The organism is Clostridium sp. UBA871 (assembly GCF_002295255.1).
Classification (GTDB): domain Bacteria; phylum Bacillota; class Clostridia; order Clostridiales; family Clostridiaceae; genus Clostridium_J; species Clostridium_J sulfidigenes.
Window position 1 is genome coordinate 1 of sequence record NZ_DBFV01000004.1, and the last position, 14,840, is coordinate 14,840.

The 14,840-nt window shown below is 32.5% G+C and carries 10 protein-coding genes; 8 read left to right on the forward strand and 2 right to left on the reverse strand.

All coding sequences use genetic code 11. The features are described from left to right. Window positions 1-1,008, forward strand: a 1,008-nt coding sequence (locus B3086_RS05875) for a hypothetical protein (protein WP_414632271.1), incomplete at its 5' end; no start/stop codon positions are given. A gap of 121 nt (window positions 1,009-1,129) precedes the next feature. Continuing rightward, window positions 1,130-2,215, forward strand: a complete 1,086-nt coding sequence (locus B3086_RS05880) for a glycosyltransferase (RefSeq protein ID WP_346846652.1) — start codon at window positions 1,130-1,132, stop codon at window positions 2,213-2,215. A 202-nt stretch (window positions 2,216-2,417) separates the two neighbouring features. On the opposite strand, the gene B3086_RS05885 is transcribed toward B3086_RS05880, so the two are convergent. Then, window positions 2,418-3,530 (reverse strand): DEAD/DEAH box helicase, encoded by a 1,113-nt coding sequence (locus tag B3086_RS05885; RefSeq protein ID WP_346846653.1) that lies wholly within the window; start codon window positions 3,528-3,530, stop codon window positions 2,418-2,420. 202 nt (window positions 3,531-3,732) lie between these two features. Here B3086_RS05885 and B3086_RS05890 point away from each other — a divergent pair, with 202 nt between their 5' ends. Further along, window positions 3,733-4,455, forward strand: a complete 723-nt coding sequence (locus B3086_RS05890; RefSeq protein ID WP_346846903.1) for a DUF434 domain-containing protein — start codon at window positions 3,733-3,735, stop codon at window positions 4,453-4,455. Window positions 4,456-4,732: 277 nt separating this feature from the next. On the opposite strand, the gene B3086_RS05895 is transcribed toward B3086_RS05890, so the two are convergent. Next, a complete protein-coding gene (locus B3086_RS05895) occupies window positions 4,733-5,389 on the reverse strand; it encodes an HAD family hydrolase (RefSeq protein WP_346846654.1) in 657 nt (218 codons plus the stop codon). Between the two features lie 522 nt (window positions 5,390-5,911). On the opposite strand from B3086_RS05895, the gene abc-f reads away from it, so the two are divergent. The 5 genes from abc-f to B3086_RS05920 all read left to right on the forward strand — a co-directional run bounded on the left by abc-f (window position 5,912) and on the right by B3086_RS05920 (window position 14,757). After that, on the forward strand, window positions 5,912-7,510 hold the full coding sequence (gene abc-f / locus B3086_RS05900; RefSeq protein WP_346892945.1) for a ribosomal protection-like ABC-F family protein: 1,599 nt from the start codon (window positions 5,912-5,914) through the stop codon (window positions 7,508-7,510). A 117-nt stretch (window positions 7,511-7,627) separates the two neighbouring features. Then, a complete protein-coding gene (thrS, locus tag B3086_RS05905) occupies window positions 7,628-9,535 on the forward strand; it encodes a threonine--tRNA ligase (protein ID WP_346846657.1) in 1,908 nt (635 codons plus the stop codon). Between the two features lie 613 nt (window positions 9,536-10,148). Further along, window positions 10,149-10,874: an MBL fold metallo-hydrolase gene (locus B3086_RS05910; protein WP_346846658.1), complete on the forward strand. Its 726-nt coding sequence runs from the start codon at window positions 10,149-10,151 to the stop codon at window positions 10,872-10,874. Between the two features lie 489 nt (window positions 10,875-11,363). Continuing rightward, window positions 11,364-12,035, forward strand: a complete 672-nt coding sequence (hypB, locus tag B3086_RS05915; protein WP_346846659.1) for a hydrogenase nickel incorporation protein HypB — start codon at window positions 11,364-11,366, stop codon at window positions 12,033-12,035. Between the two features lie 31 nt (window positions 12,036-12,066). Further along, window positions 12,067-14,757 (forward strand): FAD-dependent oxidoreductase, encoded by a 2,691-nt coding sequence (locus tag B3086_RS05920; protein WP_346846660.1) that lies wholly within the window; start codon window positions 12,067-12,069, stop codon window positions 14,755-14,757. Window positions 14,758-14,840: the final 83 nt, after the last annotated feature.

A 14,840-nucleotide genomic window follows, 5' to 3' on the forward strand; every position in this document is an offset into this window, starting at 1 on the left:
GGCCCAACAGGCCCACAAGGACCAATAGGCCCAACAGGCCAGCAAGGAGCAATGGGAGCAACAGGTGCAACAGGTGCGCAAGGTCCAACAGGTCCACAAGGGCCACAAGGAGCAACAGGAGCGACAGGAGCAACAGGAGCAACAGGAGCAACAGGAGCAACAGGCCCAACAGGCCCACAAGGGCCACAAGGAGCAACAGGAGCAGCGGGGGCAACTGGTTCTACAGGCCCACAAGGACTAACAGGAGCAACAGGAGCTCAAGGTCCAACAGGTCCACAAGGACCGATTGGAGCAACGGGAGCAACAGGAGCAACAGGAGCTCAAGGCCCAACAGGCCCAATAGGACCAATAGGGTTAACTGGAATTCAAGGTCCAACAGGACCGCAAGGAGCAACAGGAGCAACAGGAGCTCAAGGCCCAACAGGCCCACAAGGACCGATTGGAGCAACAGGAGCGACAGGGCCACAAGGAGCAACAGGAGCTCAAGGTCCAACAGGCCCACAAGGACCGATTGGAGCAACAGGAGCGACAGGGCCACAAGGAGCAACGGGAGCACAAGGGCCAACAGGACCACAAGGACCAACAGGCCCTACTGGTGGAAATTCACAATTAAGAGGACTTCAAGTTTCTAGAAATCTTCAACAAGAAGTTCTAGCAAATGCTCCAATCATATTTGATGCTATTAATGCAAATTATGATGGAGATTTAGTTTGGAATACAAACACAACTATTACTATTAACAGAGCAGGAATTTACTACATTAGTTGGTGGGTTTCTTATGAGAGAACAACAGCAAGTTATGTTTCTTTTGCAGTCTTGCAAAATGGGTCCATACAGGGGCCAGCAAGTAATCCTAGTAATGTAAGAGATCAAATTTCTGGATTTGTAATAATAAATGGAGCTGTTGGAGATACAATTAACTTAACCAATATAAGTACGAGTTCAGTATTGCTGGCTACAGACGCAAATGTTCGTGCATCTTTATCAATAGTTAGCGTACACCTATAAAATTTACTCAGCTGGGGTTATAATAACCCCAGCTAAATTTAAAGATAGTAATAGAAATACTTAAAGATTATAAAAATAAATGTATAAATTGTAAAGATTTTAGAGCATAGTGAGGTGTTTTATGATGAATTCATATAAAATTTGTGTATATGCAATATGTAAAAATGAAGAACAGTTCGTAGAAAGATGGGTAGACTCAATGTCTGAAGCTGATAGTATAATAGTTTTAGATACTGGTTCAACAGATAATACAGTAAACAAGCTGAAAGAATTAGGAGTAAATGTATATAAAGAAATTTTTAATCCATGGAGGTTTGATGTAGCAAGAAATAAATCGTTAGAACTAGTGCCAGAAGACACTGATATTTGTGTATGCACAGATTTAGATGAGGTATTTGAAAAGGGTTGGAGAGAAAAGGTTGAGAATGCATGGAAAGAGAATACTCAACAGTTACGATATAGATATACTTGGAATTTTGATGAAGATGGAAATGAAGGATATGTATTTTTATACGAAAAAATTCATGCACGTAATGGCTTTAAATGGGTTCATCCTGTTCATGAAGTTTTGAATTATTATGGTGATCAACAATATATTGTTAGTACTGAACCCAAAATACAACTAAATCACTATCCCGAAAAATCAAAATCTAGGGCACAATATTTAGGTCTTCTTGAATTGTCGGTACAAGAAGATCCAACTGATGATAGAAACTTACACTATTTAGGTAGAGAATATATGTACATGGAGATGTGGGATAAATGTATTAGTACATTATTAAAGCACCTAGAATTACCAACAGCATTATGGAAAGCTGAACGTTCTGCTTCTATGAGATATATAGCAAAATCTTATATGGAGAAAGGAGATATTAGTAAAGCTAAGGAATGGTTTGCCAAATCCATTTTAGAGGAACCTAATTTGAGAGAACCCTATGTAGATATGGCAAATTTATTATATAGATTACAAGAATGGTCAGGGGTGCTTTATATGATAGAATGTGCACTTAAAATAGAAGATAGACCGTTATCTTATATTAATGAACCAGGACCATGGGGTTCAGAACCATATGATCTTGCTTCCATTGCTTGTTTTAATTTACAACTTTACAAGAAGTCATATTATTATATAACAAAAGCAGTTGAAATATCACCTAGTAATAAGCGTTTAAAGAATAACCTTGATTTAATAAAAAAATTTATCTAATAATAATTATTAGAGATAGATGAAGTTATATACAATATGATTAATAATAAAAATAGAAACCTTTATTTTTGATGTTAACCATTTGAAAAATGTGGAATTAAACTTGGGTTAATATAAATGTAAAAAATATAATTTAAAGATAGGTACTGAGGGAAATAAATCCCCTAGTACCTTATTATTTTATATCATGTTAAATTTCAAGTTACACTAAATCTATATTTCTTCTAGAAATTTTAAATCCTATTTTTTCTTCAATTTTTTCAAGTAAATAGGTATCTTTTGGGTCCATAAAACAGCAAGTATAACCACTTTCACCAGCTCTAGCTGTTCTACCAATTCTATGAATATAGCTTTCTGGAGATTCTGGAATGTCATAGTTATATATGTGAGTAATACCAGAAATGTCAATACCTCTTGCAGCTACATCCGTTGCAATTAGATATTGAATATCCGCATTTCTAAAGGACTTCATGATTCTTTCTCTTTTATTTTGAGGAACATCGCTATGAATTTTCTCGCAATTAAATTTTCTTTTACCCATAGCCATTTCAAGAGCATCGGCTCTTCTTTTAGTTCTGCAGAAGATTATTGCCATAAATGGGTTATCTTCTTCAAGAGCTTTGAAGAGAGAATCTTGCTTTAAGCGATCTGTAGTTTCAACGATTTCTTGATTTATAGTAGAAAGAGTTATGCTTTCTTTTTTTACAGACACCACAATAGGATCTTTCATATATTTATAAGCAAGTTTTTTAACAGAAGAATCCATAGTAGCAGAAAAACATAATGTTTGATGGTTTTTAGGGGTATGCTTAATTATATTTTCTACTTCATTTTTAAAACCCATAAGTAGCATTTGATCTGCCTCATCAAGAACAAAGGTTTTAAGCTTAGATAAATTGATTGATTTTCTCTCAAGATGGTCAAGAAGTCTTCCAGGGGTAGCTATTATTAAGTGAATGCTTCCCTTAAGCTTATTTAATTGGGAACCTATATCTTTTCCACCATAAGCAGCTAAAATATTTATGTTTACGCTCTCAGCTAATTTAGAGGCCTCGTTAGTAATTTGAATGGCTAACTCACGGGTTGGAGTCAGTATTAACACTTGTGTAGCATCAAGGTTCGGATTAATATTTTCAAAAATGGGCAATAGAAATGCTAAAGTTTTACCTGTGCCAGTTTGAGCTTCAGCTATAAGGTCTTTTCCATCTTTAATATATGGAATACTTTCTCTTTGAATATCAGTTGGATCTTTTATCCCAGACTTATTTAATATATCTATTATATTTGTACTAATTCCTAATTCTTTAAAATTCATTTACTCATACCTTTCATCCTTTATTCAACGCCTAATAGTAACACATATTAAAGTATTTATCAATTTAATAGATTCCATACAAATGAGATGAATAATCCTTATAATGTGGAGCATAATGAATGGTGAAAAAGAAAGGTAGTAGAAAAGGCCATTGCAAGGTAATAACACGAAATATATTACTGTTGAAAGTAAGGTGAAGATATTGAGTAAAACTACTAGAAGAGGATATGTCCCAAGGGATGAAAAGGAATTTGGAGATGAATACAGATGTAAATTACAAAAGGCAGGAGAAGAGCTTTTGTTTCTATTAAATAGGGGATATAACATAAAGGGAGCATCAACTTTTATAGGAAATCACTATCTTTTATCTGAAAGGCAGAGGCTTGCATTAGTCAGGGGAATTTCTAAAAGTGAAGATGTTACAAATAGAAAATCTAAAGAAGTTACTGATTCTTTATCTGGTAAAACAGTTAACATAGATGGTTTTAATACAATAATAACTCTAGAAGTTGCACTTTCTAATTCACTAATTATAAAGTCAATGGATGGTACAATAAGAGATTTAGCAGGACTTCGGGGTACATATTCAGTCATAGATAAAACAGATATAGCAATTAAACTACTAGGTGAAAGATTAGGACAATATAAAGTTAATAAAGCTATATTCTATTTAGATAAACCAGTTTCGAATTCAGGGAGACTGAAGATGAGAATCTTAGACTTGCTAGGAAATTTACAATTTGAAGTGGAGGTTGAGATTATTAACAATGTGGATAGTATATTAGAAACAAAAGAAAATGTAGTATCTAGTGATGCAATTATCATTGGTAAATGTAACAGTTGGATAAATATGAATAATAATATTATTGAGGATAAGAAGTTAGGGGGTAATTGTGTGGATTTTAGTAAATTTTATTTTTTGTAAGGATGTATGAACGCATAAGTAAAAACATTACTGTTTTGTATAAATCAACAGGTAAAAGAAGGGAAGCAATTTTGGAACCAAACGTAGTAAAAAGACGCATAAAAAAGCTGTTGAGGGAGTGAGTAAAATTCTACCTACTAGATAGTAGCAAAATAAATACTTCTGCCATAGTTATTTGGCAGAGGTATTTATTATTTTATTATAATACAGTACTGAAAAAAAGTTCCATGTACACCTTCTGGAAAGAGATATCTATTCATTAACTTTTGGATTAATGTTATTCAAATAAAAACTTTTCAAGTTCCTCAACCTTATTAAAATAATAATCACAGTTTTTTTTCATAAATTCTATAATTAAGCTATTTGTGTGTGACCATCCAGCACTAGCAAAATCTACATTACAACTCTTTGCCATATCAAAGCCTGGCTTTAAATCATCAATCATTATAAGTTCATTAGGTTTAAGATCATATTTACGCATAATTTCCTGAAGAGGATATGGATTAGGCTTACGCTCTTCTTCACAGCGTTCCCATCCGAAAATCATGTCTGGAGCAAGACTACAATTCTCTAAATAATCACGATTTATGTTTTCACTGTAGGAATGAGAGACAACACAAACTAGTCCATCTTCTTCTTTTTGCCTTTGAATAATTCTTTCGAATCCAGTATAGAAAGCAGGTACATTGTTTTTTACGTACTCATTCCATGTAGTAAGTTGATATTCCATTTCCTCCTCTGTAAACTTCAAAATATCAAAGCATAAAGAATTAAATCCAGGATCAAAACAATACATCATAAATTCATCTAGAGTTATTTCTGTATTTGGACGAAGTTTAAATAAGGTATTTTTAAATACTGGAAAATGTATTTCAGGTGTACTTCTAACAACGGTATCGTCATGGTCAAGGACTAAACATTTATATTTCAACATAGCTGACTCCTTTTATATTTTTATATTTTGGAATTTAATTTTTAACTTGTTAATATTATAAATACAAATGTATATTAACTAATATATATTATACATGAATATGAAAATATTTTGGAGATATTTTCATATAGATTGCAGAGATAGGTTTGGAATTAAATAAGTTGACATATCAATGAGTCATTTATATAATTATCATTGAGTAGTTTAAAACTCAATTTTAAGAAAGGCAAGGTATTTGCAGACATGAGAATATAATTCACTTTTATTTATGAGAAATCAAAATTAGAATGAGGCCTCAAGAAAGGCTTTGTTGTTATGCATTTTATTTGATTTTGTGAGTGGATAGTATTTTTGTAACTGTTGATGGTTTGTCAATATAGTGTGTTATTAACCTTAATTAAGACTTTGAATCCTAATATATACTGATTTTTTTGTATATATTTTAAGGTTTTATTTAGTGCAGATTAAAGGTTATGATATAGTTGCGATGCTATCCTCTCCAGGTTATAAGGAGGGGATTTTTTGTTATTAGTTGAATGTAGTAATATTAAAAAAAGTTTTGGTGATAGATCCATCTTGGATATAGAAAATTTAAAGGCTTGTTCCCAGGATAGAATAGGTGTTGTAGGTGTAAATGGAGTAGGTAAAACTACATTAATTAATATATTGTGCCAAAGATTGCATCCAGATGAAGGCCATGTTAAGTTATATGGAACATACTCATATATATCACAGTTAGAAGAACCAGAAAGTATATCAATAACTAGTGAAATGGCTTCTAGATTTAATGTAGAAAGTATTTGGAATGAGAACATGAGTGGAGGAGAAAAGACTAGATTTAAACTTGCTTATGCACTAAGTCAGAATAGCCAGTTGATATTTGCAGATGAGCCTACTAGCAATATGGATATAGAGGGCATTGAGCTTATGGAAAAAAGTTTTGAAAAATATAAAGGAGCTCTAATTCTTATATCCCATGATAGAAACTTCTTAGATAGGTTATGTAATAAGATTTTAGAAATAGAGGATGGAAGAATAAAAATATATTATGGTAATTACAGTGACTATGCTGCTTTGAAAGCTAAGGAGAGAGACCGAGCTGAATTTGAATATGAGGAGTATAAAAAAGAAAAGAAGCGACTTCAAAGTGTAATTATCCATGCAGAACAAAGGGTGAAAGGTATAAAAACTACTCCTAAACGAATGGGAAATTCTGAGGCTAGGCTTCACAAGATGGGAGGTCAAAAGGCCAGGGCAAACATTGAAAGAGCGGTGAAAAATATTGAAAAGAGAATAGATCACCTTGAAGTTAAAGAGAAACCCAAAGAACAAGTGGACATAAAGCTAGACATTGAGGATTCAAATAAGCTCCATAGTAAAATAGTTATAGAGGGTAAAAATATAACTAAGGCATTTGACAAGAAGATGATACTAGATAATGCTGAATTTAGCATATATAACACCTCAAAGGTAGCACTCATTGGTCCTAATGGATGTGGAAAAAGTACTTTAATAAAGATGATAATGGACAATGATAAATCTATTAGAATTGCTAAAGGAGCAAATATAGGATACTTTAGTCAAGCTATTGACATTTTAAAAGAAAATTATACTATTATAGAAAATGTAATGGAAAGTAGCATATATGATGAAACTTTCGCTAGGATACTACTAGCAAGATTATTATTTAAAAGAGAAGATATTTATAAAAAAGTAAGTGTATTAAGTGGAGGAGAACGAGTTAAAGTATCCTTTGCAAAAATGCTATTACAAAATATAAATCTTCTTATATTAGATGAGCCCACTAATTATATGGATATAAACTCTCTTGAGGTTGTAGAAAATGTACTTAAAGATTATTATAGCACTTTATTGTTTGTATCCCACGATAGAAGATTTGTAGAATCTATTGCAGACAATATAATGACTATAGAAAATCATAAAATTAAGATGTTTAAAGGTAATTATAATGAGTATTTAGAAAGCAAAAATAAAAATAAATATAATGATAAAGAAAAAATTGAAAATGAAATTTTCATATTGCAAAATCGTCTTTCAGAAGTTGTTGGAAGGTTATCCATGCCATCGGTAAATACCGTTATAAAATTTGAGATGAATTGAGTTATTTTAATTCAATTTGGGTGGAACCATGGATGTTATGCATTCGTCCCAAGGTGGGACGGATGCTTTTTGTCGTATAAAAGTAATTCAATAATTTTTGTTAAGGAGGGGATAAGTATGATAAGTATAAAACTTAAAGATGGTTCAATAAAAGAAATTTGTGATGATTCTAATGTTTATGATCTTGCAAGTTCAATCAGCAAAAATTTAGCTAAATCAGCAATAGTAGGTGAAGTAAATGGAACCTTGGTTGATTTAAGTTGCAAATTAAAAGATAATGACCAGGTAAATATTTTAACCTATGATGATGAAAATGCTGTTGAGGTAATTAGACATTCAACTGCACATATTATGGCTCAAGCAGTAAAAAGAATTTATAGTAATTCGAAACTTGCTATAGGACCTTCCATAAAAAATGGTTATTATTATGATTTTGATATTGAAAGTCCCCTATCTGCTGAAGATATAGATAAGATTGAAATAGAAATGAATAACATAATTAAAGAAAATTTAAAATTTCAGAGAATAGATGTTTCTAGAGAAGACGCAATTAAGCTAATGGAGGAAAAAGGGGAAACTTATAAAGTTGAACTTATAAGAGACTTACCAGAAGGAGAGAAAATTTCCCTATATAAGCAGGGAGAGTTTATTGATCTTTGTAGAGGACCTCATATACCATCTACAAAGTATGTAAAAGCTTTTAAACTAACAAGTGTAGCTGGGGCATATTGGAGAGGCAATGAAAAAAATAAGATGCTACAGAGAATATATGGTGTTGCCTTTGCAAATAATACATTACTTGAAACTCATTTGCATAATGTAGAGGAGGCTAAAAAAAGGGATCACAGAAAATTAGGCAAAGAACTAAAATTATTTAACTTTGTTGATGAAGGCGTAGGATTTCCATTTTTCTTACCTAAAGGAGTAGTTCTTAAAAACACTTTAATTGATTTTTGGAGGACTTTGCATGCACAAGCAGGTTATGTTGAGATCGAGACTCCAATAATGCTTAATAAAAGATTATGGGAAGTTTCTGGGCACTGGGATCATTATAAAGAGAATATGTATACTTCAATTATTGATGATGAGGAATTTGCATTAAAGCCAATGAATTGTCCAGGAGGAATGTTAGTATATAAATCTGAAGCTCATTCCTATAGAGATTTTCCAATGAGAGTAGGTGAACTTGGTAGAGTTCATAGACATGAACTTTCAGGAGCATTACATGGACTTATGAGAGTAAGAGCTTTTACACAGGATGATGCTCATATATTTATGTTACCAAATCAAATAAAATCAGAAATTAAAGGAGTAATTGAGCTCATTGATAAAGTTTATTCAAAATTTGGATTTAAGTATAATCTCGAGCTTTCTACAAGACCAGATAATTCCATGGGAAGTGATGAAGACTGGGAATTAGCAGAAGACTCCTTAAAAGGGGCTTTAGATGAATTAAGTTTAGACTATAAAATAAATGAAGGTGATGGAGCATTTTATGGTCCTAAGATAGATTTTCATCTTGAGGATAGTATAGGAAGAACATGGCAATGTGGAACAATTCAATTAGATTTTCAATTACCTCAAAGGTTTGAATTAGACTATATTGGAAGTGATAATGAGAAACATAGACCAATAGTTATTCATAGAGTAATATATGGAAGTATAGAAAGATTTGTAGGTATATTAATTGAACACTTTGCAGGAAAGTTTCCAACATGGCTTGCTCCAGTTCAAGTAAAGGTACTGCCTATATCAAATAAATTCAATGAGTATTCAGAGAGTATTAAAAAGAAGCTAAGTGAAAATGGCATAAGAGTTGAAATGGACTATAGAGATGAAAAGATAGGCTATAAAATAAGAGAAGCTAGAAATGAAAGAATACCTTATATTATTGTTGTAGGAGAAAAGGAAGAAAAAGAAAATACAATTTCACTACGTAGTAGAAAAAATGGAGATGAAGGAACTTTTAAATTAGAATCTTTAATAGAAAGAATCAGTAATGAAATAAGGAATAAAGAATTATAAACAGAGTTCTTAGCTTCTATGAAGCTTTAGAAATCGTTATCCAGGGACATAACAGCTCTTTAGTCCCACTTTGAAGAAGATGGGAGTATTAGAGCTGATAGTCATCGGATAAAATAAGGTAAATATATAAAATAACATCCTGAAAATGGATGTTATTTTGTGTTTTTAACAAAAAGGGTATATTACTGTAAGAACTACAAATAAAGATGATATTCTTATTATATTTATTAGAGCAAGAGGAATTGATGAAATTGAATTAAAGATAAAAAAAGCTACCACAACGGCTCGTACATGCAATTTCAATAAACTACTTATTCCAAACTTTGATGATGTGATTGACAACTGATAATAAGACTATACCTGCTGTTATTTATAGAACATAAAATATTGAGGTATGTTTTAAACTTAGGAGATAAGAAAATAAACATATAAATAATATTGTTCGTGTGGATATTATGCTATAAAATGTAAGTATGTATATCATAAATTTCAAATAAGATAATTAAAGCTTATTTATATTAATTACACGTAGATATGCCTCAACTGCTATTATACCTAACTAAATATAAAGTACTTTTTAATAAGTAAGAAAGAAAGAAGAGGAAGTTAGTTTATGGAATTAAAAAAAATATCTAATAGAATTTATTACTTACCTGCAGAAGAAGAAACTGATAGACCAGTTATTGGATATATCAAAGGAGATAAATATTCATTGGCTATCGATGCAGGTAATTCATCTAAACATGTAGAAAAATTTTATTGTGAATTAAATAATGCAGGTTTGAACTTACCAGATTATACAGTGATTACCCATTGGCATTGGGATCATACATTTGGCATGCATTCAGTAGTAGGAAAGACAATTGCTGGACAATTGACAAATAAAAAATTGAAAGAAGTTGCAACATGGCAATGGTCTGATGATGATATGAAAAGTAGACTTGAAACAGGTAAAGATATTGAAATGTGTGACAAATGTATTAAATTAGAGTATTCAAACAGACAAGATATAAAAGTAACTTCTGCAAATATAGAATTTAGCGGAAGTTTAAAAATTGATTTGGGTGGAATTTATTGCGAAATAACTGAAATTGAAGCACCTCATTCAGAAGATTCGGTATTGATTTATGTACCCGAAGAAAAAGTGGTGTTTATTGGTGATGCAGATTGTGAAGATCACTATGATAATAATGGCCAATATGATAAGGATAAGTTAGGGTGTTTTATTAAGCTAATTAAAGAAATTGATTTTAATACTTATGTTCTGGGACATGATAAACCTGGAACAAAGGAAGAAGCAATTTCATATTTAATGGAAGAATTAAAAAAGTTAAGTTGAGACATAAAGAGAGGAATCGTACCATAAGTAGGTGCGATTTTTTTGTTAGTTTAAGTGGTGAGTTGAAATTGAATATATATTAGTATTAAAAGAGAATTTTAGATGATTAAGATAATATATGAATAGGAACTTTGCAAAGGAGTATTAACACATGAGAGAGATAGTAATATGAATGATTGAATTATCAGTGAAGATATAAATTATATAGAAAAGTAGGTTTTACATATATGCGAGCCAACCATAACCATGGTGAAATATCGTCAATAGTCCACGGAGATAAAATGTTCAAAGTTTTGGTAGTAATCATGCTACAAAATTTTTAAATAATCAAAGAGAAAATAACAGATAGTATATAGTAAGATATATCATATTAAAGCATATATGGGAATATATTTCATTAATATGGATTACATGATACAATTTTATTGTAAGTAATATTTTTTATGTTTTAATGTAAAAAAGAAAAATTAAATGGGGGTGTAAAATAGTATGGATATGTATAAAGTTATCGAGATTAAGCAAAATGTTTTCGAAAACAATGATAAACAAGCAGAACTACTTAGAGAAGATTTAAAAAAAGATAAGACTTTTTTGTTAAATTTAATGTCATCACCAGGGTCAGGGAAAACAACAACTGTTTTAAGAACAATTGAAGCTTTAAAAGATGAAATGAGTATTGGGGTCTTAGAAGCTGATATTGACTCAGATGTGGATGCTAATACTGTTTCAAAGACTGGTGCAAAGGTAATACAATTGCATACCGGTGGCATGTGCCATCTGGATGCAGATATGACTAAACAAGGACTAAATGGATTGGGAACAGAAGATATTGATTTTGTAATATTAGAAAATGTAGGAAACTTAGTATGCCCAGCAGAATTTGATACTGGTGCATCAAAAAATGCAATGATACTAAGTATACCAGAGGGAGATGACAAGCCCTTAAAATATCCTTTAATGTTTTCCATTGTTGATGTTTTATTAATTAACAAGATAGATGCAATAGATTATTTTGACTTTGATTTAGAAGCAGTGAAAGAGCGTGTGAAAAAATTGAATCCCAATATTAAGGTCATCCCAATCTCTGCTAGAACTGGTGAGGGAATTGATGACTGGGTTAACTGGATACGTAATGAAGTAAAAGATTGGAATAAAAAATAGGGTATATTGAAAAATTATTGGGGGAATGGGTATGGTAAAAGTAAAAGTATTAGAACTTGCCAATCATATAAGTAAGATAAAACCTGGTTCGAAAAATGAAATAAAGCCTAAAGATCCAGAATATAAAATTTTGGAACCAGTTGTTACAGAAGAAATGGCAGAAGTAGGACTTTGCGTTGAATTCCGTAAACCAAAGAGCGCAGAAGAAGTTGCTGCTTTATGTGGAAAATCTTTAGAGGAAACAAAGAGAATTCTATGGGAACTAGCCCTTGCTGGTGTTTGCTTCGTTGGTAAAGAAGATGGCATTGATAAGTATTGGTTTGAGATTTGGGTTCCAGGACACATGGAAATGATAGTTAACCACCCGCATAAGGAAAGTGTTGAGAATTATAAGCAAATTGCCGAGGCTTTTGAGGCCTATGGAAGAAAAAAAGCACCTATAACAGCAGGCATTTTTCCAGTTGGAACAGGTCCTATGCGTGTTATTCCTATAGAAACATCAATTCAAGGTGAAACAAAAAGAGCATCCTATGAGGAAGTTTCTAAATATCTCAATGAAAATACTGTTTTCTCCGTTTCGGATTGTTCTTGTCGTACATCAAGAGAAGCTATGGGAGAAGGTTGCGGCCACTTGAAGGAAGATATGTGTATTCAGCTTGGTCATGCCGCTGAATACTATATCCGAACAGGAAGAGGTAGAGCAATTACCCGCGAAGAAGCTTTTGAAATCATTAAAAGAGCCGAAGAAAATGGTTTAATGCACCAAATGCCAAATGCAGATGGTCCAGGAAAAACTCATGCCATTTGTAACTGTTGCGGCTGTTCATGTTACGCTACGAGAATTGCAGGAATGTTCTTAAATAATGATATGGTGCGTTCAAATTATGTATCAAGAGTTGATAAAGACAAATGTGTTGGTTGTGGAGAGTGTGTTCAAGTTTGTCCAGTTAATGCATTGAAATTAGGTCAAAAATTATGTGCTAAAACACCAATTATTGAGAAGAAGAGAGTTGACTTTGCCCACAATACAGAGTGGGGTCCAGATAAATGGAATGTAGATCATCGTATCAACAAGAAAAATGTTGTTGATACAGGTACAAGTCCTTGTAAAACACAATGTCCAGCACATATTTCTGTTCAAGGCTATGTTAAGCTAGCATCTCAAGGAAGATATAAAGAAGCGCTTGAACTTATTAAGAATGAAAATCCATTTCCAGCAGTATGCGGACGTATTTGTCCAAGAAAATGCGAATCTGCTTGTACTAGAGGCGATATTGATGAACCAGTCGCTATAGATGAAATCAAAAAATTCATTGCTGAACAAGATTTAAAAATGGATACTCGTTATGTACCAAAATTAAGACATGAATACGGTAATAAAATTGCAGTTATAGGTGCTGGTCCTTCAGGTCTCTCTTGTGCTTTTTATTTAGCTCTTGATGGTTATAAGGTAACGGTATTTGAAAAGCAAAAGGTACTTGGTGGTATGCTTACCCTTGGTATTCCTTCTTATAGATTAGAAAAAGAAGTTATAAATGCAGAAATAGATATTTTAAGAGAACTAGGAGTAGAATTTAAAACTGGTATTGAAGTAGGTAAAGACATAAGTCTTAAATACTTAAGAGGTCAAGGATATGAAGCATTCTATATTGCAATCGGTGCCCAGTTAGGCAGAAACCTTGGTATCCATGGTGAAGATTCAGAAGGGGTTATTACAGGGGTTGATTTCTTGCGTAATGTAAACTTGGGTAATGAGGTAAACCTTGAAGGAGACGTGGTTGTAATTGGTGGCGGCAACGTTGCTATTGATGTTGCAAGAACAGCTACAAGAGTTGGAGCTTCAAAGGTTAACATGTTCTGTCTTGAAAGTCGAGAGGAAATGCCAGCCCTTGAAGAAGAAATTGAAGAAGCATTATCAGAAAGCATTGAAGTTAACAATTCTTGGGGTCCAAAGCGAATCCTTGAAGAAAATGGGAAAGTTATAGGCATAGAATTTAAAAAGTGTCTTTCAGTTTTTGATGATAATGGGAAATTTAGTCCTATATTTGATGAAGAGATCACTAAGATTGTGAAGGCAAATCATGTTCTAATTTCAGTAGGTCAAGGAATGGATTGGGGTAGATTGCTAGAAGACAGCAAAATAGAATTGAATCCAAACAAAACAGTGAAAGCAGATTCCTTCACTCTACAGACAGGGGAGCCAGATGTATTTGCTGGTGGGGATGTATTAACAGGTCCTAAGTTTGCTATTGATGCCATTGCTTTGGGTAAAGAAGGTGCAATTTCAATTCATCGCTATGTTCAACCTGGACAGAGCTTACTTCTTGGAAGAGATAGAAGACAGTACTCTGCACTTGATAAAGAAAACTTAACATTACAAGGATATGACCGCATACCAAGGCAGAAAGTAGACCATGTAGATGGAACGAGATCAAAAGAAACCTTTAAGGATTTACGCCCTACATTTACTGAAGAGCAAGTGATGAAGGAAACAGAACGTTGCCTTGGCTGTGGTGCTACAATTACAGATGAATATCAATGTATAGGCTGTGGTGCATGTACTACTAGATGTAAGTTTGATGCTATTACACTTTTTAGAAAATATGATGCACAAAGTGTACCACTTGAAAAGCTTAAACCTATAATTGTTAAAAATATAATTAAGCGTAAAGGTGTAATCACAGCTAGAAAGATTAAAAAGTTATTCACAAAAGATTCTTAAAAATAAAACGAAATAATTGACATATTACAGGAGAAAAGGTGAGGGAACATATAGTTGCCTCCACCTTTTTACCTAGATTAGAA